This window comes from Vibrio diazotrophicus (genome assembly GCF_038452265.1).
GTDB classification, from domain to species: Bacteria; Pseudomonadota; Gammaproteobacteria; order Enterobacterales; family Vibrionaceae; genus Vibrio; species Vibrio diazotrophicus.
In genome coordinates, this window is the sequence record NZ_CP151842.1 from 2,524,908 (window position 1) to 2,549,628 (window position 24,721).

At 41.3% G+C, this 24,721-nt stretch carries 20 protein-coding genes and 1 tRNA gene; 11 read left to right on the forward strand and 10 right to left on the reverse strand.

The features are described from left to right. Positions 1-50: 50 nt before the first annotated feature. The 3 genes from AAGA51_RS11650 to AAGA51_RS11660 form a co-directional block, all read right to left on the reverse strand. The gene (locus AAGA51_RS11650; protein ID WP_042480028.1) at positions 51-977 is read right to left on the reverse strand and encodes a hypothetical protein; all 927 of its coding nucleotides are present in this window, start codon (positions 975-977) and stop codon (positions 51-53) included. A 156-nt stretch (positions 978-1,133) separates the two neighbouring features. Next, on the reverse strand, positions 1,134-2,366 hold the full coding sequence (locus AAGA51_RS11655) for a tyrosine-type recombinase/integrase (RefSeq protein ID WP_042480030.1): 1,233 nt from the start codon (positions 2,364-2,366) through the stop codon (positions 1,134-1,136). 1,179 nt (positions 2,367-3,545) lie between these two features. Beyond that, positions 3,546-3,692, reverse strand: a complete 147-nt coding sequence (locus AAGA51_RS11660; protein WP_102954314.1) for a hypothetical protein — start codon at positions 3,690-3,692, stop codon at positions 3,546-3,548. Between the two features lie 74 nt (positions 3,693-3,766). On the opposite strand from AAGA51_RS11660, the gene AAGA51_RS11665 reads away from it, so the two are divergent. After that, on the forward strand, positions 3,767-4,120 hold the full coding sequence (locus AAGA51_RS11665) for a translation elongation factor Ts (protein ID WP_042480035.1): 354 nt from the start codon (positions 3,767-3,769) through the stop codon (positions 4,118-4,120). A gap of 172 nt (positions 4,121-4,292) precedes the next feature. On the opposite strand, the gene AAGA51_RS11670 is transcribed toward AAGA51_RS11665, so the two are convergent. Further along, a complete protein-coding gene (locus AAGA51_RS11670; protein ID WP_052404540.1) occupies positions 4,293-5,771 on the reverse strand; it encodes an EAL domain-containing protein in 1,479 nt (492 codons plus the stop codon). Positions 5,772-6,210: 439 nt separating this feature from the next. Here AAGA51_RS11670 and AAGA51_RS11675 point away from each other — a divergent pair, with 439 nt between their 5' ends. Beyond that, complete coding sequence (locus tag AAGA51_RS11675; RefSeq protein WP_042480037.1) at positions 6,211-6,741, forward strand: GNAT family N-acetyltransferase; 531 nt, start codon at positions 6,211-6,213, stop codon at positions 6,739-6,741. An 88-nt stretch (positions 6,742-6,829) separates the two neighbouring features. Here the strand turns inward: AAGA51_RS11675 and AAGA51_RS11680 are convergent, their stop codons facing one another. Continuing rightward, positions 6,830-8,365: a methyl-accepting chemotaxis protein gene (locus tag AAGA51_RS11680; protein WP_042480039.1), complete on the reverse strand. Its 1,536-nt coding sequence runs from the start codon at positions 8,363-8,365 to the stop codon at positions 6,830-6,832. Positions 8,366-8,889: 524 nt separating this feature from the next. Here AAGA51_RS11680 and AAGA51_RS11685 point away from each other — a divergent pair. Beyond that, positions 8,890-9,396: a Fe3+-citrate ABC transporter substrate-binding protein gene (locus tag AAGA51_RS11685; protein ID WP_042480042.1), complete on the forward strand. Its 507-nt coding sequence runs from the start codon at positions 8,890-8,892 to the stop codon at positions 9,394-9,396. Positions 9,397-9,505: 109 nt separating this feature from the next. Here AAGA51_RS11685 and gltX read toward each other — a convergent pair whose 3' ends face one another. Further along, the gene (gene gltX, locus AAGA51_RS11690) at positions 9,506-10,933 is read right to left on the reverse strand and encodes a glutamate--tRNA ligase (protein WP_042480045.1); all 1,428 of its coding nucleotides are present in this window, start codon (positions 10,931-10,933) and stop codon (positions 9,506-9,508) included. Between the two features lie 235 nt (positions 10,934-11,168). Between gltX and AAGA51_RS11695 the strand changes: the two genes are divergently transcribed. Together AAGA51_RS11695 and AAGA51_RS11700 are read left to right on the forward strand one after the other, a co-directional pair. Beyond that, a complete protein-coding gene (locus AAGA51_RS11695; protein WP_042480046.1) occupies positions 11,169-13,937 on the forward strand; it encodes a heavy metal translocating P-type ATPase in 2,769 nt (922 codons plus the stop codon). Positions 13,938-14,073: 136 nt separating this feature from the next. Further along, a complete protein-coding gene (locus AAGA51_RS11700) occupies positions 14,074-14,946 on the forward strand; it encodes a TraB/GumN family protein (protein ID WP_042480048.1) in 873 nt (290 codons plus the stop codon). A 300-nt stretch (positions 14,947-15,246) separates the two neighbouring features. Here AAGA51_RS11700 and AAGA51_RS11705 read toward each other — a convergent pair. Then, positions 15,247-15,323 (reverse strand) — tRNA-Pro (locus tag AAGA51_RS11705). A 233-nt stretch (positions 15,324-15,556) separates the two neighbouring features. Between AAGA51_RS11705 and AAGA51_RS11710 the strand changes: the two genes are divergently transcribed. From AAGA51_RS11710 to rluF, 3 genes are all read left to right on the forward strand, one after another. After that, positions 15,557-15,697 (forward strand): DUF3149 domain-containing protein, encoded by a 141-nt coding sequence (locus AAGA51_RS11710; protein WP_042480052.1) that lies wholly within the window; start codon positions 15,557-15,559, stop codon positions 15,695-15,697. A 283-nt stretch (positions 15,698-15,980) separates the two neighbouring features. Next, positions 15,981-16,577 carry a DNA endonuclease SmrA gene (gene smrA / locus AAGA51_RS11715; protein ID WP_042480055.1) on the forward strand — a complete coding sequence of 199 codons (597 nt, stop codon included), beginning with the start codon at positions 15,981-15,983 and terminating at the stop codon, positions 16,575-16,577. A gap of 97 nt (positions 16,578-16,674) precedes the next feature. Beyond that, positions 16,675-17,724, forward strand: a complete 1,050-nt coding sequence (rluF, locus tag AAGA51_RS11720) for a 23S rRNA pseudouridine(2604) synthase RluF (RefSeq protein ID WP_042480056.1) — start codon at positions 16,675-16,677, stop codon at positions 17,722-17,724. 89 nt (positions 17,725-17,813) lie between these two features. On the opposite strand, the gene upp is transcribed toward rluF, so the two are convergent. Continuing rightward, positions 17,814-18,440, reverse strand: a complete 627-nt coding sequence (gene upp / locus AAGA51_RS11725) for a uracil phosphoribosyltransferase (protein ID WP_042480745.1) — start codon at positions 18,438-18,440, stop codon at positions 17,814-17,816. 166 nt (positions 18,441-18,606) lie between these two features. On the opposite strand from upp, the gene purM reads away from it, so the two are divergent. Continuing rightward, complete coding sequence (gene purM / locus AAGA51_RS11730; RefSeq protein WP_042480059.1) at positions 18,607-19,647, forward strand: phosphoribosylformylglycinamidine cyclo-ligase; 1,041 nt, start codon at positions 18,607-18,609, stop codon at positions 19,645-19,647. 3 nt (positions 19,648-19,650) lie between these two features. After that, positions 19,651-20,289: a phosphoribosylglycinamide formyltransferase gene (purN, locus tag AAGA51_RS11735; protein WP_042480060.1), complete on the forward strand. Its 639-nt coding sequence runs from the start codon at positions 19,651-19,653 to the stop codon at positions 20,287-20,289. Positions 20,290-20,378: 89 nt separating this feature from the next. Here the strand turns inward: purN and AAGA51_RS11740 are convergent, their stop codons facing one another. Both AAGA51_RS11740 and lpcA read right to left on the reverse strand, forming a co-directional pair. Continuing rightward, complete coding sequence (locus AAGA51_RS11740) at positions 20,379-21,224, reverse strand: class II glutamine amidotransferase (protein ID WP_042480063.1); 846 nt, start codon at positions 21,222-21,224, stop codon at positions 20,379-20,381. A gap of 103 nt (positions 21,225-21,327) precedes the next feature. Next, on the reverse strand, positions 21,328-21,903 hold the full coding sequence (gene lpcA, locus AAGA51_RS11745) for a D-sedoheptulose 7-phosphate isomerase (protein WP_042480066.1): 576 nt from the start codon (positions 21,901-21,903) through the stop codon (positions 21,328-21,330). 334 nt (positions 21,904-22,237) lie between these two features. On the opposite strand from lpcA, the gene fadE reads away from it, so the two are divergent. Beyond that, complete coding sequence (gene fadE / locus AAGA51_RS11750; RefSeq protein ID WP_042480068.1) at positions 22,238-24,682, forward strand: acyl-CoA dehydrogenase FadE; 2,445 nt, start codon at positions 22,238-22,240, stop codon at positions 24,680-24,682. Positions 24,683-24,721 lie beyond the last annotated feature (39 nt).

Here is a 24,721-nt window from a genome sequence, read left to right on the forward strand (position 1 = left end):
ATTGTTGTCTCCTTGTGTTTATGGAGACTCAACAATAATCATCAAAAACGTCAGTTGACGCTACTGACGACGTTACTGACGACGTTATGTTTTTTATTTTTAATTAGGGTTCTTATACGATAAACCGTACTCTTCCTAAAAGATTCATAAGTCATTGTATTTTCAGACTCTATACCTTTACCAAACCAACATAGATTATCTGCAGTAATGTCATCTATGACATTATCAATATCATACTTACGTCCCCCTTCTTGATTTACATCTTTGCGAATAATGACCCAAATTTTGTCAGCGGTAAGAGAAGGCGCTTGTTGAAGAACACGAAATACGATTTGATCAATAGGATGTGTTATGACATTCACATCGTCAGTCACTGATTGAGCTACAGACTGTGGCTCTCCCAGCTTTAAAGCGATTTCTTCTAGGTCTAGACGAATATCCTGTGGCTGTATAACAACTGAAGAAGATTGAAAGTAGCTTTTGTTGTCAAAAGCTACTGGCATATCAGAATTACTGATACTTGCCAATTTAGATAAAAAATTCTTCCCCATTTGGTTTAATGATTGCCCGACTTCAACTTTTGTGAAGGCAACAAAAGGTTTATCCGATTTGGAAACATTGCGAATAATTTTAAATCGACTATTAGAAATATTTCCAAAATATTGCTCAGGCTCTGCCCAGCCAGCAATTTTCTCAGGCTGTAAAACGAGTACCCTTTCAATCATTTGTTTCTGATTTGTTCTAGCAAACTTTCGGGAATCCGATGTAGATAACTGTGCAACACCATCATATTTAAATACACAAGACACAGCGTCTTTACCTTGTGCTAGATGTGCCGCAGCCATAGAACGTAGATTGACAACAGCGCAATACGATAGTTTTTCTTCTTCTACATATTCCAAAATATCGCCTTTTGAAAAATTGGTACATAACTCAATTTCATCTAATCGTATAAATCGCCGCTTTAAAACTGTCATTTAACCCACTTAGCTATGTATGTAATGTTATCTAACGATACGTAACGTAATGTTATATAACGTTACGTAAGAGAATTTAGATTCGAAATACGTTTTAAATGATTTCAAATAGATTTGAAATTCATTAGGTTATATTGTTTAAAACAACTCACGTTTTTAGCCAATAAGATTAACTGCCGCTGCTTTGTGTTCTGGAGCAAGGTGCGCATAACGTAAAGTCATTTTGAGATCAGCGTGACCAAGTAGTTCACGAACAGTATTTAGATCGACCCCTGCCATAACCAACTTGCTGGCAAAGTGGTGGCGTAAATCGTGGAAGCGAAAATTTTCAATATTGGCGTTACTAAGAACTCTCATCCAAGGTTTCTTAACATCGGTAATAGCTTCTTCTCCAGCTCCAACAAACACAAACTCAGAATCAAGGTTTTGTGTCCTCCATGTTTTGAGCACATCAAAAACCGTATTGTTCAACGGTACATTTCGAATCATCTTAGATTTTGCATTCTGTGCCGTTACCGTTAAGTAACCTTTATCGAAAGAAATCTCTCTCCATCGAAGTGAAAGCAACTCGCCTCTACGCAACCCTGTATTTATTGCAGTGATCACAAGAGGCTCAAGATAATCAACATACCGAGCATCATCAAAAGTAGGAAATAGCATTAAGTTGCGCTCTTTTCTGAATTGGTTTGCCGATTCTCTTTGCTGCCTAACTTCTTTATCCCTCTCTTTTAAAGCCCTAAACAAAGCATCTTCTTCAACAACGGTTAAGTAACGTATACGAGTATTATCTTCTCGAACTAGCTTAATACTCTTGAAGTTGTGCTTTTCAATTAACTCCCATTCAACAGCTCGATTCATAGCAGCTTTTAGACGATTAAAGGAATAAGTAATCGTTGCTGGCGATACTCCTTGTTTCCGACGTTCAGTAACCCACTGCTGCAAATCCCATGAGGAAATAGAAACTAAGTTCATATCTAGGAACAAGCTAAAAGCAGAAGTGATATTTCTATAGGCTTTATTAGCAGTTTTAGGATTAAGAGCCACCAGATATGGCAAGTATGTATTTTTGAGGTATGAGCCCAAAGTAAGGTTCTTTCGTTCCTCTTCTTTCTTGGCTACTTGTTTCTCTTCTTGAACATTCACACCACTCACTACTCGACCAGAAAGCTCTTTAGCCTGATCTCTTGCCTGAGCAGGAGTAAGGACGTTGGCAGAACCTATTAAGTAATTATGCTGCTTACCGTTAAAGCGATAGAACAGATAATAGCTAATATGTCCCTTTGGTGAAATCCGCGCATGAAAACCGGATACCTCCGTATCATTTAACCTTTTGTCTTCCACCTTGAGGCTTTTGATTGTCGCTGTAGTGATTTTTTTAGTTATCGGCATAAATGACCCACTTTTACTCGAACACCACGCTGTGTATCACATGTGTAGCAAAACGCGATTCCTGTGTAGCAAATATGTAGCAGATTCATTATATTCAGACGAACAAAAATGAACAACAAAAAACAAAAGATAATCATTTTATCTTTTAAAAACAATCAATTATTTGATTATTAAAGTTCACCACTGTTCATTAAGAAACACTAAAAAAAGCCTCTCCTAAGGGGCAGGTCTCAGGTTCGAATCCTGTCGGGAGCGCCAAATAAAACAACGCCTTAGCTAACATTCAAGCTAAGGCGTTTTTGTATATATCCACATATTGAACCAATTAAAACTGTAGCAACCTTATTCGTTAATTGCATTTATACCTTCTATTAATTTCTTACCCCTAGAGAGTGAAATCATACAACTCCACTCGATACGGCAGGCATAACTAAACTACTTATAGATTGCCGATATAGAAATGACTTGAACGCGGCAAGATTTCCCTAGAACGGGCGCACAGACCTAATTCGCTCCCTCTCATACAGTCCAAACTCATTTCAGAAAAGTCTCTATAAAAACGGGAGTGTAACTATCAATTTCTGTAAGGAATTGTGCTTAAATATGAATTGAAATTATCAAATAAAGAAGAAAAATCATAAGGTTGCCTAGAAATGAAAGTCGAGTGCCCTCGATGTCATACCGATAATAAAATTGAGTATGCTGAGAACATATTGTGTAAAGAGTGCGAAAAAAGCTTCAAAGGTTATAAGTTCAGTAAACGGAAATTGGTCTCTTCAAGTGCTGCTTTATTGGTAGGTGTTGTAGGTGGGTACCAAGTAAATGATGTCTTTGATGAAATTCGATATCCACTTCAAGTTGAGTATGCGCTTGTTGATACATGCTTGAATGCTTCAACTAGTGCAGTTTCTAAGAGTTGGTTTAACAGCAAACGAGATATATGCCTGTGTGCTGTAGAGAAGACAACTAAAGATGTTTCCTATTCTGACTACAAAACAGACGAATCTCTGTTTATTAGAAGATTAAAAAGAAACGCTGAACGCTGTTCATAGGTTAAAAGAGGCAGATACACTGCCTCAAAAATTTATTTAACGCTTTGGAGTGTTACCACGCCCAGGCCCTGAAGGGTTACCGGTTTTGCTTGGATAATTAGGATTTGGTTTGCTCATGATAAACTCCTTATTTACCTTGTTTTTTATTATTGTCAGCCGCTCTCTGAGCACGAGCAGCGAATGAATCTTTAGAGACTTTCCCACCATTTTTTTTAGCTTCATCTGATTGAATTCGAGCCGCGGCTTTAGTCGTCATAAGTGTTTTATTTGACATAGTGTAGTTCCTTTTCATTAATATTTACCGTCTCCGCTGAGACAATTGCATACTAACTAATAGGTTTGGGACAAATGGGGACAGAGCAAAAACAAAAACAAATTCGTCAGATGCTAAATGCGCTAGGTTGGAGCAATAAACAATTAGCTGATGTCCTATACGAAGAAATGTATTGCGATGAGCAAGTTGATATTTATGAGACTCCAAGTAAGTTTCGAGAAAAGCTCAAGAAGCAACTGCAACGCCCAACAACACCAGAATCAAGACTGGACGAATACATTAAAATTATTTCTGAGCACCCAGACTTCAAGGAATTGGGATTAGATTTGATTGTGACAAAGTATGTCGACCATAAATGCCTAAACAAACACATATCTGAAAGATTGAAAGACATTTCTAGTTGGCTAGATACCAAAGCAGACAACTAAGGACCCAACCCCGGTAAACCTCGAACCTATAGAATGCTGAACTCTTCATAGATGGAACATATACAGTAAAAATCCACCTGCATATCTACTAAAGCGGTGTTTAAGGAAATAAACCGAGTGCGCTAATTAATGATTAAAGTCCTAGTTGCTATGTGTGGCAACTGAATAATAACTATGAAAGATATTTTCCAATAAACTCTTCAATTGGCATCGGCTCATCAAAATAGAAACCTTGATAGTGTGTTACATTGTTTGCATACAAATATTCAAATTGATCTTTATTCTCAACACCTTCTGCCAAAATCTCTGCATTTGTTGCGTTAGCTAAGCTAATGATGGCATCTAATACATGAGTATTTTTCCCCTCAGATATAGTGTTTACAAATGTACGATCAATTTTAATGATATCAATACTTGAATTAATTAAGTATTTCATTGAGCAATGACCAGTACCAAAATCATCAAGAGCAATTTTTATATTCTTATCTTTAAGCTTATTGATGTATGAGGTAAAAATTTTGCTTTCAAATTCTTGTCTTTCAGTTATTTCTAATACAATTAAAATAGGTTTTGATGACAATTCTTTCTGTAACAACATTATATCTTCATACAAAAGATTTGAATCAAACTGTATTGCACATACGTTAAACCCTAAATGGAACTCGCCCTTTCTTGTGAATTCCACATTACGTAAATGCGTCGAACACTTTTGCATTAAAATCTGGGTGATTTCTCTAATTTTTCCGTTTGCTTCTACTTCTTCAATAAAACTGGCAGGAGGGATAACACCTTTAGTTGGATGAATCCAACGAACGAGAACTTCCGCCCCAGTTAAAGTACCATTGATGTCAAAAACAGGTTGCAAATATGGATGAAAGTGGCGGCGTTTTATGGCTTTATTTATATCCCAATAACTAATTGTAAACTTATCAAAAATTGGTAACTTAACACGTACCATCAATAAATATAAAAGCGTCCAAAATATTATCACAAAACTGTGATTTATTATCACATATTTAAAAAACAAATACGGACTAATATTATACTTAACTTCATAAAGCGATTTTCCTTCCAAGGCGTTATTTTTGCTAACTATTTTATCTTTATATAAAACAACATTTTCGAAGTTTACATAAACATCATATTCGGAGTAATCATCGATGATTTCAGTTAATGATTCAGGATATAACCCTATGATAGTGATGTAAGTAGGTGTATAAGATATCTTTACTAAGAAAGCCTCCATGTTTTTTTGATTTACACTGTCACTATAAGGAGTCTTAGATATATAAAAAAACCGTATTTTCCCAGTTTCTTCTTTGGTGAATTTTAATTCCATCCCGTTGAGTAAATTGATTGAAGAACAAATTACTTTTTTATTGTCGGTGATACTTATACTTCTTACATTTCGATTATTTAAAAGTAAAGTTGCATTTTCTTCTAAGAAGTTCCAACAATTTTTAACTGGTAAACTTCCACTTATCTCATCTTCGTAATACTTTATATTTTCAAAGATTATATTGTTTACTTCTGCTGAAACTTCTTCTACAACGTCAAGTGAATCATAGTTGTATTTGGCGAATAGTGTTAACAGAATTAATGACAAACCAAGAACGTAAATATGATGTTTTATTGTTTTTTCTGAGTTCATTTCAGCTCTCTGCTTTCCTCTATAGAGCAAGAATCATTCTGCAATCTGAGGCTAGTTTGCATCACTTTCATCTTAATTAGCTAACCCTAATTAACATTATTAAATTGCCAGCGAAATAGTTGCTTACACAATATGACAAATAGCGAACACATCACATTAATGCAAGAAATAATTCTCATTTTTGATAAAACTATGAACTGAATAAGATAATTCCCTCTCAATATTCAAGAAACAATTAGTTTATGGAAGTTCTTTTGACTGGTAGGGAAGTGAGAAATGTCCAAATTCGGCACTAGAAGAGATCGAATTCTAGTACCCTCTAGTACTCATTGAGGCGTTATCAGTAATGATTTGAACTAGGAAGTCATTGCTTAAAGTTTCTTTGTTTATATGATGATGAAGTACCAGCGTTAACCGAGACATCAAAGGAATTATAAAAATGAAAAAGGAAGAGGCAGAACATCTTCGCATTTCACTCCGTGGGCTAGACATCACTATCAGACCAATTACCCCTGAAGACAATGATGCTATTGCTGAAGTCATTCGTAACAGCTTCATAGATAATAAAATTGACCATCTAGAAGGCGTAAGCCTACACGATCCAGCTTTAGCCAGCCTGAGTACCGCTTACACCTCTGACAAATCCGGTTACTGGGTAGCTACACTTAATGATCAAGTTGTTGGTGGCGTTGGCATTGCACAGTTATTAGGGGCTAATGAAGAGTATGGCGAAATGCAAAAGCTGTACTTGGATAAATCCGTGCTAGGTATTGGTCTTGGTAGGTGTTTAATTGATTTATCGATAAAGAAAGCGAGAGAGTTTGGATACAAATACCTATATTTGGAAACACTGGAAGAACTGAACTCTGCTGTCTCTTTATACGAGCAATTTGGTTTCGAACATATAGAGGGAAGTATCGGTAATACTGGGCACGGCAGTTGCGAAATTTGCATGCTAAAAAACCTTTAACGCTTTAGATATATTAGTTCAAGCAAACAAAAAGACTAACCATGATGAGTTAGTCTTTTCTGTTTTAGAGTGCTTAGTCGTCGGAAAACTAACGGAAGTTACAACTTAACGCATTAATGTTGTTTGCACTTATATGTGCTTCACATGCATTCTCGCTTGCCTGCCCGACTAAATCGACGTTTTGGTTAGATACCGCTTGTACATGGTGAACGTTTTGGCTGATTTCAGCAGTAACCGCACTTTGCTCTTCCATGGCTGACGCAATCTGAATAGATTTGTCCTCAAGTAACGACATCATATCAATCACACTAGACATAATAGACTGGACACTTTGGGCCTCAGTATTACACCGTTGCGATTTATCTTGGTTGGTTATCATGGATTTTTGCCACGTTTGCATTGAGTTCTGAAGATTGGTTACCGAACTCTGAATATTCTGTGTGGCAAGTTGAGTTCTTCCGGCCAAGGTTCGCACTTCATCAGCAACAACGGCAAAACCACGACCTTGCTCTCCCGCCCTCGCCGCTTCTATTGCCGCATTCAATGCCAATAAGTTGGTTTGATCTGCAATCCCTTGAATTTCGGCCATAACACCAGAAATCTTATTGGTATCTTCTACCAGTTGAAGCAAGCTCTGAGCTGCCGCGCCAATATCTTCAGACAACTCATTCAGGTTCTCACCGTTCCTTGTTAACGTATCTGCCGCATTGCCGCACTTGGCTTTGACTTCACGCACGTAATCACGAGTATCTAAAGTTGCGCTGTTTACTTCTTGTATTGACGCATTCATTTGCGTGGCCGCAGTAGATAGCTGCTCTAAAAGCTCACTCTCTGCTTTCAAACTTTGTAAGGATGATTCACTGGTTGATTTTAGCTGCTCAGAAATGTTCACTAATGCCTTACCAGAATCCAAACTTCTTCCCAAGATTGTCCTAATTTTGGCTAATTGAATATCCACATTGTAGGCAACCTTTCCGCTTAGCCCCGTTCCACAAAAAACCACACGTGAAGGGCTATTTACTATATCTGCTTGTTTATGAATCAAAGTTGGCAATTTGATGATTTCATCAAAGAATAGACCGCCGAAAATGACTAACGCTGCCAAAACTAATGCAAACATTGTCATTCCGGCTATCCAATATGCGCTGCCCAATAAAGCTATTGCGACTATTGCCGCGACGGCTCTCTGAAATAAAATGTGTTCAGTAACAGGGAATGGTTTCTTTCCATTATTAATTCTCTTATACAACCTCTCAGCAGAGGCAATATCTTTGCGCGACGGGCAATGTCGAACAGACTGATAACCAATAATCTTATCTTTGTCGTAGATAGGAGTAACGAATGCGTCTACCCAATAGTAGTCTCCATTCTTACAGCGGTTTTTTACCATTCCTCGCCAACTGTTGCCTTTTTTTAGCTGCCCCCACATATCTGCGAAAGCCGCTTTAGGCATATCAGGGTGACGAACGATGTTATGAGGTTTGCCAATCAGTTCTTCAGCGGTAAAACCCGCCACACGGCAGAACTCATCGTTAGCATAAGTGATGATACTGTTTGTATCCGTTGTTGAGACCAAGAACTCCGATTGGGAGAAGGTCACTTCTTTTCCTTTATGAGTAGACATAGCCAATTGCGTCCTTACTTGCTCATTCTTATTATAAAAAACTGACAACTTCTTATTACTTGTATTCTTTCGAGCCTCCGATTGCTCACCCCTTAGTAATAAGTTACACAATAATTACACTATAGTTACGATAAGACGTTCGATGTGGTAAACGTTGGAAAATGTGACAAACATTAACCTTGCGTCATAGCTGTTACATAAGCGACATGTTGTTCATCAACTATAAACGTAGTAGATATTCTGAAAACCATTCAACGTTGTTGCAGATAAAAGACGAAAGTTTTATCTCGCAGAATCCTGACTCAATTTTGATATAAAAAATTAACATTCAACTAGACTGTTTATTCTCGTTATTCGGGATTTAATCTAAAATTACTATTAACAAAAATGTTGATAACCCAAGGCGCTTGCTGCTTTTGGGTGGTTGGTAAACTTTTCTAACACTCGGCACGTCTAAGTTCTGTTGTTGGGATAAGAAATCCACCACCTTGAACCCATCAAGTTGTAAGGGAAACCGCTAGCCTATGAAGAAAAGTAACCTAGAAACCAATACTGGCCACCGATTTATCTCTAAAGCTAAAACGGCTTATAAAATTCATATTCACACTCCCGATGACAGTGTTCTCCACAGATCGGTCGGTTACATACGTCTAGGAGAAACCAAGGGGCTGAAAAAGGCGATTAAACTACGAAATGAATTAGGCAGAGAAATGTGGGGCAAGCATTGGCGACGTATATTGAAAGATCCTTATCTGATGACGCGTTTACCTCATAGCTTAGAGCCCAAAATCATCTATAAGCCACGTCCGACAAGCGATAACCCAGATAGCCGAGATGCTTGCTATATTGCCGCTTGGCGCGATTATGACAACAAAGGCAAATGCACCTTCAAGAGTGTGGTTTGCTCTATCAATAAACACGGCAAACTCGCCGCTTATACCAAAACGAAAAAAGCGCTATTGGAAGCCCATAAAGACTGTTTGGATATTCTTATTTATATGGGACGTTTGAGCAGTATTGATTTGAAATAATCTCGTTTAAACCGAGTAACTCATTGCTATATCAACAAATTCCCGAACGCCAGAAAACAAAAAAGCTGTGGTTGTTACACCACAGCTTTTTCATCACTCAATAAATAGCTTATTGTGCGTTAGCTTCACGCTCTTCGATAAATGCCAGAGCCATCTTGATACGTGCGATAACACGCTCTTGGCCAATTAGCTGCATTACCGCATCTACAGAAGGTGATTGACCGCCGCCAGTGACTGCTACACGTAGAGGCATACCAATTTTGCCCATACCGATTTCAAGTTCTGCACATACTTGTTCAATCACTTGGTGCAGTGCTTCTGTTGTCCACTCAGTCAAAGCTTCAAGTTTGCTTAATGCAAGCGCTAGAGGCTCTTTTGCCACACCACGTAGGTGCTTCTTAGCAGCGCCTTCTTCAAACTCAGAAAAATCTTCATAGAAGTAGCGAGACTGCTGAGCAAGCTCAACAAGTGTATGGCAACGCTCACCAACAAGACTCACGATCTCTGCTAATGCTGGACCGTTGTCTTTGTTGATACCTTGGTTGTCAAAGTGCCATTCTAGGTGCTTCGCCACATACTCAGGATCAGAAGATTTGATGTAGTGGTTGTTCAACCAAAGTAGTTTGTCAGTATTGAAAGCCGATGCTGATTTAGAAATCGCATTCAGGCTAAACAAGTTAATCATCTCTTCTTGAGTGAAGATCTCTTGGTCGCCATGACCCCAACCTAAACGAACTAGGTAGTTGATCAATGCTTCAGGCAAGTAGCCTTCGTCACGGTATTGCATTACAGATACCGCACCATGACGTTTAGACAGCTTAGCGCCATCGTCACCTAGGATCATTGCACAGTGAGCAAACGTTGGAACTTTCGCGCCAATCGCTTCGTAAATGTTAATTTGACGAGGCGTGTTGTTGATGTGGTCTTCACCACGAATAACGTGAGTAATGCCCATATCAATATCGTCAACTACAACACAGAAGTTGTAAGTTGGAGAACCATCAGTACGGCGGATAATCAGATCATCAAGTTGGTCGTTACGAATTTCGATACGGCCACGGATCTGGTCATCAAATACTACGCTGCCTTCTTTCGGGTTACGGAAACGAATAACGCAAGGATCACCCTCTTTCGCTGCTTCATTCACCGCTTTGATTTTAGGGTGGTTCGCATCGTAACGAGCCATCTCTTTATTCGCTTCTTGCTCAGCACGAATCTCGTCGAGAAGCTCTTTAGACGCATAACATTTGTAAGCTTTGTCTTGAGCTAGAAGTTGATCGACCACTTCGTTATAACGATCAAAACGTTTTGTTTGGTAGTAAGGACCTTCATCCCATTCCAAACCTAACCAACTCATACCTTCAAGAATCGCATCTACTGCTGCTTGAGTAGAACGTTCAAGGTCAGTGTCTTCGATACGTAGAACAAATTCACCACCTTGGCTTTTTGCGTATAACCAAGAGTAAAGTGCTGTACGTGCACCACCAACGTGAAGATAGCCCGTAGGACTTGGGGCAAAACGAGTTTTAACCGTCATTTGACTTCCTTAGATATAAAAACAACAGTGGCACATTAAGCCACTGCGACTGAAAGGATAAAATTTGGCGCCATTTTACCATTGATGACTAATTCCACAATGGAAGATTAATTCATATTCAACCTCGTTTGAGAAAGACGAGTAACAAACGACGTTTATAATTTCACCACACAGCTTGACCTTACCTTTAGGTCAAGGTTTATGCTTTTCTTACTGTCGATTGGAGGAAAAGAAAATGGGCCATTACGCATTACCTTTATCAGGCTTGAATTGCATGGGCTGCGCACGAAAAGTTGAACGTCAGCTCAACACTGATTTTACGGTTGAAATTCAAACGCTATCACCCACTTTTATCGAGTTGGATGTCAATTCTCCGCTCGAAAAGGTCATCGACAGTATAGAATCGCTGGGCTATCACGCAGGCAACACCCTGCAATTTAGTCTGCAAGGGTTAAACTGCGGCAATTGTGTAAATAAGCTCACTAAGCATTTGCAGACCTTTGACGATATTGCTCGTCTGAATGTTTCTAAAGAGTCTTTATCACTAATTACTTCAAGCTCACACGAAGAAATTATTAACCGAGTGGTGGAAGTTGGTTACAAAGCAACTCTTATCACCCCCCCTCAAGTTGAAGAAGAACAAATTGAAGTAACCGCAGATGAGCCTGCTCAGCAAGAAAAAATTGCTGATCCTAAAGTCGCAACTGAAGAACCAACATCGGTTGAACCAGAACCTGCTGAGCTAACACCAACCCAAGCTGATGATTTAGTAAATACTCACTTACTGATTAAAGGTATGACATGTGCAAGCTGTGTTTCATCCGTCGAGAAATCCTTGCTTTCCGTTCCTGGAGTAGAAAAAGCGCAGGTCAATCTGGCTGAACAAAGTGCTTTAGTCATTTCAAATCAAGATGTCACATCGGCATTGGTGGCAGCGGTCAGCCAAGCGGGATATCAGGCTGAATGGGTCGATGACCCAGCCGAGCAACAAAAGAAACAACAACTCAATTTAGACAATATCCAGAAAGAACATAAACGTAATGCGTTTCTTGGTTTAGTTATGGGTGTGCCTTTAATGGCTTGGGGTGTATTCGGTGGCAACATGATGATCCAAACCACCAGCGACCAAATGGCTTGGGGTGTAGTGGGATTACTGTGTCTTGCACTTTTATCTACCGCAGGGAAAGGATTTTTCACCAGCGCATGGCAAGCATTAACTCACCGCCGTGCCACTATGGATACACTCGTTGCCTTGGGCACGGGTGCGGCTTGGTTCTATTCAACATTGGTCGTCATTGCGCCAAACTGGTTCCCAGATAATGCTCGTCACGTTTATTTTGAAGCGACAGCAATGATCATCGGTTTGATTTCTCTCGGTCATTACATCGAAGCCAAAGCCAAAGCCAAAACTACACAATCACTGCAAGCTCTAATCAATTTGCAACCACAACAAGCCACTCTGGTTGTGACCAATAACGGTGAGACGACAGAGCAAACTATTGCTATAGCAGATATCAAACAAGGGATGACTTTGCGCGTAAAACCGGGTGAACAATCTCCGGTAGATGGTGTGGTATTAGAAGGCAGCTCTTATGTTGATGAATCCATGCTGACTGGCGAACCGATTCCTGTACATAAATCGGCTTCAAGTCATATCTCTGCAGGCACCATCAATCAGGATGGTAGCTTATTAATTGAAGCGACTGGCATTGGTTCGCAAACCATGCTCTCGCGCATTATTAAGATGGTTCGTCAGGCTCAAAGTAGTAAACCAGCCATCGCAAAAATGGCTGACCAGATTTCTGCGGTATTTGTTCCGACCGTAGTGTTAATCGCTATTTTTTCTGCGCTAATTTGGTACTGGTTTGGCCCTGAACCGAAAATAAGCTACATGTTGGTTATTGCAACTACAGTACTGATTATTGCTTGTCCTTGTGCGCTTGGTCTGGCTACACCTTTGTCTGTAACCGTTGGCGTAGGTAAAGCGGCTGAAATGGGAATATTGATTCGAGATGCCAACGTTTTGCAATCTGCCAGCAAAATCAATACGGTTGTGTTTGATAAAACAGGCACTCTTACTCAAGGAAAACCGAGCGTTCAACAGCTTGTGGCTTTTAATACAGACCAACAACAGGTGTTAAGTCTCGCTTATGCCTTGGAATTACAATCAGAACATCCTTTAGCTAAAGCGGTGTGTCTGTATGCCAAAGAAAATGAAATCACAGCAGCAACGATTAACAACTTCGTTAACTCTCGTGGTCAAGGCATACAAGCAGATTATCAAGGCCAAGCGGTACATATTGGTTCTGTCGGTTACTTCCAGTCTTTAGACATCGATCTAGCCGAAGCACAGCAAACGCTTGATGAGTTCTCATCAAACGCTTGGACACCAGTTGCCATTGCTCTCGACAAACAACTGATTGGTCTGTTTGCGATAGCCGATCCTGTAAAAGAAAGTGCATCACAAGCAATTCAGGCGCTTAACGAAATGGGAATTCATACCGTGATGCTAACAGGTGATAACCAAAGCGTAGCGAATTCTATCGCCAGCAAATTGGGTATAAGCCAAGTCATTGCACAGGTATTGCCAGACCAAAAAGCTCAGCATATTGAAGCGCTACAAAAACAAAACCGTATTGTTGCTATGGTAGGTGATGGCATTAATGACGCGCCTGCTCTTGCTCAAGCTAATATTGGTATCGCAATGGGCAGCGGCAGTGATGTAGCGATAGAAAGCGCGCAAATGACACTGTTAAACTCATCACCGTTATCAGTAGTCAGCGCCATCGAACTATCACAAGCCACCATTAAAAACATGAAGCAAAACTTGTTCGGTGCGTTTGTTTATAACACCTTTGGTATCCCTATTGCAGCAGGTGTGCTCTATCCAGCATTTGGATTTTTACTCAGCCCAGTAGTGGCAGGGGCGGCTATGGCACTGTCTTCCATAACCGTAGTGAGTAATGCTAACCGACTACGACTCGTCAAAACGCGCTTTCACTAGTCGATTAATATTAAACATAGTGAATCGCAATTGAAGGTAGTCATTAACGATTAAATGGAGCGTTCTGAGTATAACTAAGCTAATCTCTTCTAAAGTAAGGTTTTTATCCTAGTTTAGAATTGGAATAGGAAACAGCATGTTTGGCATTACTCAAACGCTCCGTTGGTTGCTACCTTTTGTTATCTTTTCTGCTCATGCAGAACCTTTGTACTGGAACGCAACAAACGGCAAAGTCAGCCTCACCATTATCGGCTCTGTGCATGTAGGGGAACCATCCATGTTCCCATTACCTGATGATATCTACCAAGCACTCAATAACAGTGACGGGTTGATTGTCGAATCGGACACAACCCAGCAACAGCAAATCGTCTATCCCCCAGCGTCCAAGCAAGCAGCGCAAGTTCTTTCTCAAGAGCAGTTATTCAATCTTGATCAAATCGCCTCTGAGTTTGGACTGAATGTTGAGCAATTCCATACACTTCCGCCATGGAGTGCCGCTTTATCACTTCAGTTCTTACAATTGCAAAAACTCGGCTATGAAACAAAAGATGGTGTCGACCTTCATCTGATGCAGAAAGCGATAGAAACTAAGGTTCCATTGGTACCTTTAGAAACGATGCAATTTCAGATTGATCTGTTAACCCGTCAGCCAGAAGACGGCAAAGAGTTGTTGGTCAGTATTATCGACGAGTGGGAAAGCAATGAAGTCATGACTCACTGCATGATAGAGAGCTGGAAAGCGGGCGATAGACTGAACCTTGAAAAAATGATGCATCTAACTGAGATGTCACCAGAAATGGAACAAGCCTTTGTAATTGACCGCAACCAAGATTGGGCCAATAAAATAAGTTCAGACAAGTTCTTACCTAATCCAAAAGGTCAATATGTCATGATTGTTGGCGCGCTTCACTTAATCGGTCAACAGAGTTTTATTGAGCTGCTGGAAAAGAAAGGTTTCAACATCACACAGAAGAACCGAAGCCAAAAAGCAAACTGCGAGTTCTTTTAACGCAGTCCAGTTCTTAATGATTATTGGTATCTCAAAACGAAAAAAGCCCAGCATTTCTGCTGGGCTTTCTAAATATGACCGGTGAAGAGCCGAATTCTGAACATCAGGCGAACCCCACTCTGTTCGAATCCTTAAAATTCTCTAAGACAAAAAAAGCCCAGCATTTCTGCTGAGCTTTCTAAATATGATCGGTGAAGAGCCGAATTCTGAACATCAGGCGAACCCCACTCTGTTCGAATCCTTAAAATTCTCTAAAACGAAAAAGGCTCCAGTCTTTCGACTAGAGCCTTTTTCTAAATATGGTCGGTGAAGAGGGATTCGAACCCCCGACCCTCTGGTCCCAAACCAGATGCGCTACCAAGCTGCGCTATTCACCGAGAACGGGGCGTATATTACGGATTCTGTTTCGTTACGCAAGTCATTTAATTAACTTTTTCTTAAATTCAGTTCGTTCGCTCAAAAACCACTCAACAAATCATAAAATGTGACCAAATACACAGCTAAAGAAACATTCACACAACCTATCAATCACAATTGATCCAGATCAGTGTCGGTTTTTTATCCAGAATTTAACTTATGCAGTGTCTCAAGCACTTCTGGAGGAAATACTATGGACTTATGGCTAGATCTCCTGTTTGGTAATGCAGTTGGGTTATCTTCAATGCTGGTTATATTCGGCGCTATAGGGCTGATGCTTTTTTATGGCAGCTATTTCATCTACAAAGTGCTGAATGACAAATCTCCTCACTAGATCGCTTAGCATCTATTTTTAAATAGAATCACGCTTTGCACCGGAGTTGATCGCTTGTCTGCTCCGGTTTTTTATTGCCCCCTATCTTTACTCCTAATCGAAGTGGCTACTTTGTTAGTTAGATTATTGGTTAGCGAGTTTCTTTGTTAGAGCAGTTACTCCATTCCAATCTTGTCCCTGCCGTTAATCGCAAGCGCGCTTTGACTACACAAACAGAACTGGTTGCTTGAGCAGTCTTGATTGTTATACTTCCGAGATTCCATGATTAATTCGAGATAGCACTATGTCTAACGATGACTTCGAGTCTCAAGATGATTTCGAACTATTTCATCAAATGATGGGTGATGTAAAACCGATCAAGCAAGATACCGCTGAACTTAGTAAGTCTTATCAGGTTACAGAGGCACAACTCGCTAAACGTGAAGCCGCCATTACCCATTCAGAAAATGACCCTGATTATCTTTCTATCGACCATGCTCCAATGCTAAAACCAGACGAGCACGTCGAGTTTAAGCGTGATGGGGTTCAGGACGGGGTCTACAAAAAAATGCGCTTGGGTAAGTACCCGATTCAGGCTCGCCTTGATTTGCACCGCAAGACACTCAAACAAGCTCGTGAGGAAGTGGTAGCCTTCGTTAATCAATGCATGCGAATGGATATCAGAACCGTGATTATCGTTCATGGCAAAGGAGAACGTTCTAATCCTCCCGCATTGATGAAAAGTTTTGTCGCGCACTGGTTAACTCAAATGAAAGAAGTGCAATGTATTCATAGTGCGCAGCGCTTCCACGGAGGCACAGGCGCTCTTTATGTCTTGTTTAAGAAAAGCGTTGAGAAGAAAAACGAAAACAGAGAGCGCCACCAGAAACGGCTTGGCTAAGCATAGATACCTGTTAGAATGCGCCCTCATTCGTTTTTTGAACACATAGATTCGTTTTCAAAAGAAAAAGCCGTTGAGAAACGTTACAGGAGACAACATGTCACAATCTGAAGGCAAACGCCTAAACAAATACATCAGCGAAACTGGTTACTGCTCTCGTCGCGAAGCCGACAAATTAATTGACCAAGGTCGAGTGACCATCAATGGTAAGGTTCCTGAGATGGGTACCAAAGTCACCGATGACGATGAAGTGCTGGTTGACGGTAAGTCACTTCGCACCAAAGAAAAGCCTATCTATATCGCGCTCAACAAACCTACTGGTATCACTTGTACTACTGAACGAGATGTTCCGGGGAATATTGTCGATTTTATCGGCCATAAGAGCCGTATTTTCCCTATCGGGCGCTTAGATAAACCTTCAGATGGTTTGATTTTCCTGACTAACGATGGCGACATCGTCAACAAGATCCTGCGCGCTGGCAATAATCACGAAAAAGAGTACGTGGTTCGTGTCGATAAGCCAATCACACCGGATTTTATTAAGCAGATGTCTACTGGTGTCAGAATTCTCGATACGGTGACCTTGCCATGTAAAGTGGAAATGGAGACCAAGTTTTCATTTCGTATTGTTCTGACTCAAGGTCTCAACCGTCAAATTCGTCGTATGTGTGAAGCCCTAGGGTATGAAGTATTTAAACTGCGCCGTGTGCGTATTATGAATATTTCTTTGGATGGTATTCCAAACGGAAAATGGCGCTATCTGACTGACGCTGAAGTAGCAGAGATTCTGGCGATGTGTGAGGATTCTACGGGTACTGAAGAAGCATCAAAAGTTGACGCAAAAGGGCACAATATCCGTAAAGCGACAGATGCGAAACTGTTCGATAGCCGAGAAGAAAACCGAGAATCAAAAGCTCGCAGAAACCAGAGCTCGAGTTCTTCTAAAGACAAAACTTATCAAGGTCACAATGCTGATACCTTCCGCCATGCGCCAAACTCAAAGAAAGGCAAAGCAAGAAGTGACAGCCAAGGCAGAGCTCAGCAAGGTAAACCTCAACATAGCAAACCAAATCAGCAAAGTGTGAGAGGCAATAATAAGCCGTCAAACACACCTAGAGTCGGTGGAACCTTAGGTTTGAAGAAGTAAGAAGTTCAATAAAAACAGAAAAGACAAAAACAGAAAAGGGAGCCTAAGCTCCCTTTTCTGTTCAGTAACCTAATTTTCAATAACTTAAGTTACTTAGTACCAAAAATCTTATCGCCAGCGTCACCAAGACCCGGAACGATGTAACCTTTGTCATTCAATTTTTCATCAATCGCCGCAGTGTAAAGCTCAACATCTGGGTGAGCTTTTTCTAGCGCTTCAATACCTTCTGGTGCAGCAACTAGAACCAATACCTTGATTTGGTTACAGCCTTTCTCTTTTAACAGATCGATAGTTGCGATCATTGAACCGCCAGTAGCCAGCATTGGGTCAACAACTAGCGCGATACGCTCTTCAATGTTTGAAGCAAGTTTGTTGAAGTATGGTACTGGCTCTAGAGTTTCTTCATCACGGTAAATACCTACAACACTGATACGAGCGCTTGGGATATGCTCTAGAACGCCATCCATCATGCCTAAGCCAGCACGTAGGATTGGAACTACCGTCACTTTTTTACCTTTAATTTGGTCAACCGCTACAGGACCGTTCCAACCATTAATGGTCACTTTCTCAGTTTCAAAGTCTGCAGTTGCTTCGTAAGTTAATAGACTACCGACTTCCGTCGCTAACTCACGAAAACGCTTAGTGCTGATATCACCTTCTCTCATCAAGCCTAGTTTATGTTTAACAAGAGGGTGTTTAACTTCAACAACTTTCATTTCCATCTCCGGCACAATTTAAATAAACCTCGGGATTATACACCTATTTTTTCAACTTTACCGACCAAAAATCGCGATAAAAAACTGACGCAAACGTTTTCCTTTTTGTTTTAAGCCCTGTAGAATAGCGCCGTTTTCATATCCAATTAGACCGAGGAACTTCCCCGTGAGCGGTAACAAGACTTCACTTAGCTACAAAGATGCTGGCGTAGATATCGATGCAGGCAATGCACTTGTTGAACGAATTAAAGGTGCTGTAAAGCGTACTCGTCGCCCTGAGGTAATGGGTGGCATTGGTGGCTTTGGTGCATTGTGCGAGCTTCCAACCAAATACAAACAACCTGTACTTGTTTCTGGTACAGATGGTGTTGGTACCAAACTTCGTCTTGCTTTGGATATGAAAAAGCACGACACCATTGGTATCGACTTAGTGGCTATGTGTGTAAACGACCTGATTGTACAAGGTGCTGAACCACTGTTTTTCCTAGATTACTATGCAACAGGTAAGCTAGACGTAGACACAGCAGCGGACGTTGTTTCTGGCATTGCTGATGGCTGTGTTCAAGCTGGCTGTGCTCTAATCGGTGGTGAAACTGCTGAAATGCCAGGAATGTATGAAGGCGAAGATTACGACGTAGCGGGTTTTTGTGTCGGCGTAGTAGAAAAAGAAAACATCATCGACGGTACTAAAGTTGCTGCGGGTAATGCCCTGATTGCTGTGGGTTCTAGTGGTCCACACTCAAACGGTTACTCTCTAGTTCGTAAAATCCTAGAAGTTTCTGCTGCAGACAAAAATGAACTTCTTGAAGGTAAAACGATTGGTGAACACCTTCTTGAGCCTACTAAGATTTACATCAAGTCAGGTCTTAAACTGATTGCAGAACACGACATTCACGCTATTTCTCACATCACTGGCGGCGGCTTCTGGGAAAACATCCCTCGCGTACTTCCTGAAGGTACCAAAGCAGTTATTGATGGTAAGAGCTGGGAATGGCCTGCAATCTTCAAATGGCTACAAGAGAAAGGCAACGTAGATACTCACGAGATGTACCGTACATTTAACTGTGGTGTTGGTCTAATCATTGCCCTTCCACAAGATCAAGCTGAAGCCGCTGTTAACCTTCTAAAAGCTGAAGGCGAAAACGCATGGGTTATCGGTGAAATTGCAGCAGCTCAAGCTGGTGAAGAGCAAGTAGAGATCAATTAATCCATGAAGAGTATTGTTGTTTTAATTTCAGGAAATGGTACCAATTTACAAGCGATCATCGATGCTTGTGAGTCAAGCATTAGTGAAGGCAGAGTAACGGCTGTTTTTTCGAATAAAGCAACTGCTTATGGCTTAGAGCGAGCTAAAAAAGCAGGTGCAGCGGCAGTATTTGTCGATCCAAAAGAGTATGAGACTCGTGATGCTTACGACCATGCGCTGATGGAGCAAATTGATGAATATAAGCCTGACCTTATAATTTTAGCGGGCTATATGCGTATTCTGAGTAGTGAATTTGTACGTCACTACTTAGGACGTATGATCAATATTCACCCTTCACTGTTACCTAAGTACCCAGGTCTGAATACTTACCAGCGTGCTATCCACGCGGGTGATGAAGAACATGGCACCAGTGTTCATTTTGTGACAGAACAACTCGATGGCGGCCCTGTCATTCTGCAAGCGAAAGTACCTATCTTCGATGAAGATACTGTTGAAACGCTAACAGACCGAGTTCAAACTCAGGAATACCGAATCTACCCTCTGGTAACACAATGGTTCGTTGAAGGCAGACTTGAGATGATTGAAGGTAAAGCGTTTTTAGACGGCGAACCTTTAGGTATGCACGGTTATGCTAGCGAATAAATGCTAGTTAACGCTTAGATTTAAAGCTAGCAAAAAGGGTTGATACTGCATCAACCCTTTTTTCATGTTCGTTTTTTATGTTCAGCTTTTCACTCAAGCGGCTCTGTAGGCGCTTGGTTTCCCGGCTTAGGCGCAGCAAATGCTACATCGGATAAATCGGCACTGTTACTTTCGAACAGTTCACCATAGTGGAAAATATTGAATTCACCGGGCTTCATTCTTTGCCACTGCTCATTTCCAGTTAAAGGTTGAGTCGCAATCACAGAAACCACATCATTCGGTGTCGTTTCTTCCTGAAAGTTGATTTCAATATCTTCATCAAGCAAAGCTGCTCGACCAAATGGCGCTCGACGAGTGATCCAGTACAGATGATTGGTGCAGTACGTCATCAGATATTCACCATCAGACAACAGCATATTAAAGACACCTTTCTCGCGCAGATCATCGCAACGCAAAGAGATGTAGCGAAAAACCTCGTGCATATCTTTCGGTGGTTCAGGATAGCGATTCTCTAACTTATCGAGTAACCAGCAAAATGCGGCTTCACTGTCTGTTTCTCCGACAGGACGATGACGACCGGTTGGCAAATCTTGGTAATCGATGAGTTGTCCATTGTGAGCAAAAGTCCAGTAACGCCCCCACAACTCACGAGTAAATGGGTGCGTATTCTCCAGATTGACACCGCCTCTATTAGCTTGGCGAATATGGCTTATCACCGCGCAGCTTTTGATTGGGTATTCCTGGACTAACTGTGCAATCTTCGATTGGTAACTAGGATTGGGATCTTTAAATGTTCGAAAGCCTTTACCTTCATAAAACGTGATACCCCAACCATCTCTGTGTGGTCCGGTATTGCCGCCACGTTGAATCAAACCAGTAAAGCTAAAACAAATATCAGTCGGGACATTGGCGCTCATTCCGAGCAATTCACACATCTTAACTCTCTCTCCTACTACAACCCTAAAACTCCTGACTACCGATCATATTTCGAGCTGGCCTTTATTATTTGTTATAAAAAACCAGCTCGATAAACATCACTTATTCCATTTCTTTTTCAATAAGCTGAATAATGATGTGGATAATTTTGATGTGTACTTCTTGGATACGATCAGCATAGCCAAAATGCGGTACGCGAACTTCAACATCCGCAATGCCTGCCATTTTGCCGCCGTCTTTACCAGTAAGAGCGATAGTCTTCATGCCTTTCGCTTTTGCAGCTTCGATTGCTTTTAAAATGTTGCCAGAGTTACCAGAAGTCGATAAACCGAATAGCACATCACCCGCAGAGCCAACCGCTTCAACATAACGAGAGAAAACAAAATCATAACCAAAGTCGTTACTCACGCATGACAGATGACTTGGATCAGAAATAGCGATACCAGGGTAACCAGGGCGGTTTTCACGGTAACGACCTGTTAACTCTTCAGCAAAATGCATTGCGTCACAGTGTGAGCCACCATTACCACAAGACAGCACTTTACCGCCTTGTTTGAATGAATCAGCAATAAGCTTAGCAGCAGCTTCAATTTGAGCGATGTTATGATCGTCACTCAAAAACTTGTTCAACACTTCAGCCGCTTCTGTTAGTTCACTTCTAATTAGATCCTGATACATAGTTATTCTCTTCTTAAATCTGCTTGCAGATGAACTCTCTTCTTTGAGAGCTAGGACACTATTGAGTTTACCCAAACCTGTGATTCTGTCGATAGATAAGCCTCAATAATTGCACTATGAGAACAATTTTCATCTCTCTGGAATCGAATCAGAGCGCACACTTTAGACTATTCACTCTACTTAGATCACTTTTTGAACATTTAATGGTTTTACATTTTATTAATAATTCATTTACACTTTACTGGTTAGACCACTTTTAACAACTTCAGAAAGCTCATAAAAATGAATGCTGAAAACTCGAAATAACAAACAGCATGACTATAAGGACATTAACATGGACATCTTGCTCTCAACATTAGGGTTCTTTGCAGTACTTGGCGCTTGCTTGTATCACAGAACTTCATTATTTGTATCACTCGCGGCACTCACCATCACTATGCTGATGCTCTCCCTATTCGGTCCTGTGGGCGTTGTAGGCTGGAGCTTATACTTGGCCGCAATCGCGCTTTTTACTGTTCCTTCTATTCGCCAAGCTGCCATTAGCGCAAAGGCGTTAACCGTATTTAAAAAAGTACTTCCTGCTATGTCGCAAACAGAAAAAGAAGCGTTAGATGCAGGTACGGTATGGTGGGAAGCAGAGCTGTTCAAAGGCAAACCAAACTGGCAGCAATTGCACGACATTCCTGCGCCGCAGTTAAGTGAAGAAGAACGCGCTTTTCTTGAAGGTCCGGTGAATAAAGTCTGTGCCATGGTCAATGACTATCAAGTGACTCACGAACTGGCCGACCTTCCTCCAGAGGTTTGGCAGTACCTGAAAGACAACAAATTCTTCGCCATGATCATTAAGAAAAAATACGGTGGCTTAGAGTTTTCGGCTTATGCGCAATCTTTAGTTCTTCAAAAGCTAACTGGGGTATCTGGTGTTCTTTCTTCAACCGTTGGTGTACCTAACTCATTAGGTCCGGGTGAACTGCTGCAACACTACGGTACTAAAGAACAGCAAGACTACTACCTACCTCGTCTTGCACAAGGTAAAGAGATCCCATGTTTCGCTCTTACCAGCCCAGAAGCAGGTTCAGATGCTGGTTCAATTCCGGATTTCGGCGTTGTCTGCAAAGGCCAATGGGAAGGCAACGAAGTTCTTGGTATGAGACTGACTTGGAACAAGCGTTACATTACGCTTGCGCCAGTCGCCACCGTTCTGGGATTAGCTTTCAAATTACAAGACCCAGAACACCTACTTGGTGAGAAAGAAAATATTGGTATCACTTGTGCTCTTATCCCAACCAATCTAAAAGGTGTGGAAATTGGTAACCGCCACTTCCCGCTTAACGTTCCATTCCAGAATGGTCCTACTCGCGGTAATGACATCTTTGTTCCGCTAGATTTCATTATCGGTGGCCCAGAGATGGCAGGCCAAGGATGGAGAATGTTGGTTGAGTGTCTCTCGGTTGGACGTGGTATCACTCTACCGTCAAACTCAACTGGCGGTACAAAAAGCGCGGCTTTGGCAACTGGCGCTTACGCGCGTATTCGTCGTCAGTTCAAACAACCTATAGGTCAAATGGAAGGTATTGAAGAGCCATTAGCACGCTTGGCAGGTAATGCGTATGTGATGGATGCGGCAAGTAATTTGACCGTTGCAGGTATCGACCTTGGTGAGAAGCCATCGGTAATTTCTGCCATTGTGAAATACCACTGTACCCATCGTGGTCAACGTTCAATTATTGATGCGATGGACATTGTCGGCGGTAAAGGTATCTGCTTAGGCCCTTCAAACTTCTTGGCGAGAGGTTATCAAGGCTCACCAATTGCAATTACTGTGGAAGGCGCAAACATTCTGACTCGTTCAATGATCATCTTTGGTCAGGGCGCGATTCGCTGCCATCCTTATGTATTGAAAGAGATGGAAGCCGCACACTCTGAAAGTTCGAATGCTGTTGAGCAGTTTGACAGCGCGTTGGCAGGCCACGTTAGTTTTACCACCAGCAACTTAGTCCGCAGTATCTGGTTAGGTCTAACCGATGGTATCGGCTCTTACTCGCCAACTAAAGATGCAACACAACGCTACTACCAGCAGCTAAACCGTTACAGTGCGAACTTAGCGCTTTTAGCTGACATATCTATGGCTGTTTTGGGCGGTTCTTTGAAACGCAAAGAGCGTTTATCTGCTCGTCTGGGTGATATTTTGAGTCAGCTATACATGAGCTCAGCAACCCTGAAACGTTTTGAGAACGATGACCGTCCGGTTGAAGATTTGCCATTGGTTCACTGGGGATTGCAAGACAGCTTAAAACAAACAGAAGTGGCGATAGATGAGTTTCTTGCTAACTTCCCGAACCCTGTGATCGGCAAAGTGTTACGTGTCTTAATTCTTCCTTTTGGTCGAGTTCGTAAAGGGCCAAACGACAAACTGGACAGCAAACTGGCGCAAATACTTCAAACACCAAGCGCAACACGTACACGCCTTGGCCGAAACCAGTATTTAGCACCTACAGCACATAACCCAGCAGGTCGCATTGAACTGGCACTAAGCGTTATCCTGCAAGCCGAACCTATTTTCGATAAAGTATGTAAAGCGCTTGATAAACGTTACCCATTCACTCAACTCGATAAGATTGCAGCAGAAGGGTTAGCTAACAAGATCATCAATGAACAAGAAGCAGAGCTTTTAATCGAGGCTGAAAGCCACCGCTTGTACACCATTAATGTTGATGACTTCGCACCGTCGGAGCTTGCGGCAAAAAAGACAAAAACCAAACTGGAACAAGTCGCTTAGATAAAAATTAAGCAACAAATTAAATCAGTTAAAACGTAA

Excerpts from the sequence above, each read along its gene's own strand:
- AAGA51_RS11650 (WP_042480028.1), bottom strand. The coding sequence starts at position 977 with ATGACAGTTTTAAAGCGGCGATTTATACGATTAGATGAAATTGAGTTA.
- AAGA51_RS11655 (WP_042480030.1), bottom strand. The coding sequence starts at position 2,366 with ATGCCGATAACTAAAAAAATCACTACAGCGACAATCAAAAGCCTCAAG.
- AAGA51_RS11660 (WP_102954314.1), bottom strand. The coding sequence starts at position 3,692 with ATGTCAAATAAAACACTTATGACGACTAAAGCCGCGGCTCGAATTCAA.
- AAGA51_RS11665 (WP_042480035.1), top strand. The coding sequence starts at position 3,767 with ATGGGGACAGAGCAAAAACAAAAACAAATTCGTCAGATGCTAAATGCG.
- AAGA51_RS11670 (WP_052404540.1), bottom strand. The coding sequence starts at position 5,771 with ATGAACTCAGAAAAAACAATAAAACATCATATTTACGTTCTTGGTTTG.
- AAGA51_RS11675 (WP_042480037.1), top strand. The coding sequence starts at position 6,211 with ATGAAAAAGGAAGAGGCAGAACATCTTCGCATTTCACTCCGTGGGCTA.
- AAGA51_RS11680 (WP_042480039.1), bottom strand. The coding sequence starts at position 8,365 with ATGTCTACTCATAAAGGAAAAGAAGTGACCTTCTCCCAATCGGAGTTC.
- AAGA51_RS11685 (WP_042480042.1), top strand. The coding sequence starts at position 8,890 with ATGAAGAAAAGTAACCTAGAAACCAATACTGGCCACCGATTTATCTCT.
- gltX (WP_042480045.1), bottom strand. The coding sequence starts at position 10,933 with ATGACGGTTAAAACTCGTTTTGCCCCAAGTCCTACGGGCTATCTTCAC.
- AAGA51_RS11695 (WP_042480046.1), top strand. The coding sequence starts at position 11,169 with ATGGGCCATTACGCATTACCTTTATCAGGCTTGAATTGCATGGGCTGC.
- AAGA51_RS11700 (WP_042480048.1), top strand. The coding sequence starts at position 14,074 with ATGTTTGGCATTACTCAAACGCTCCGTTGGTTGCTACCTTTTGTTATC.
- AAGA51_RS11710 (WP_042480052.1), top strand. The coding sequence starts at position 15,557 with ATGGACTTATGGCTAGATCTCCTGTTTGGTAATGCAGTTGGGTTATCT.
- smrA (WP_042480055.1), top strand. The coding sequence starts at position 15,981 with ATGTCTAACGATGACTTCGAGTCTCAAGATGATTTCGAACTATTTCAT.
- rluF (WP_042480056.1), top strand. The coding sequence starts at position 16,675 with ATGTCACAATCTGAAGGCAAACGCCTAAACAAATACATCAGCGAAACT.
- upp (WP_042480745.1), bottom strand. The coding sequence starts at position 18,440 with ATGAAAGTTGTTGAAGTTAAACACCCTCTTGTTAAACATAAACTAGGC.
- purN (WP_042480060.1), top strand. The coding sequence starts at position 19,651 with ATGAAGAGTATTGTTGTTTTAATTTCAGGAAATGGTACCAATTTACAA.
- AAGA51_RS11740 (WP_042480063.1), bottom strand. The coding sequence starts at position 21,224 with ATGTGTGAATTGCTCGGAATGAGCGCCAATGTCCCGACTGATATTTGT.
- lpcA (WP_042480066.1), bottom strand. The coding sequence starts at position 21,903 with ATGTATCAGGATCTAATTAGAAGTGAACTAACAGAAGCGGCTGAAGTG.
- fadE (WP_042480068.1), top strand. The coding sequence starts at position 22,238 with ATGGACATCTTGCTCTCAACATTAGGGTTCTTTGCAGTACTTGGCGCT.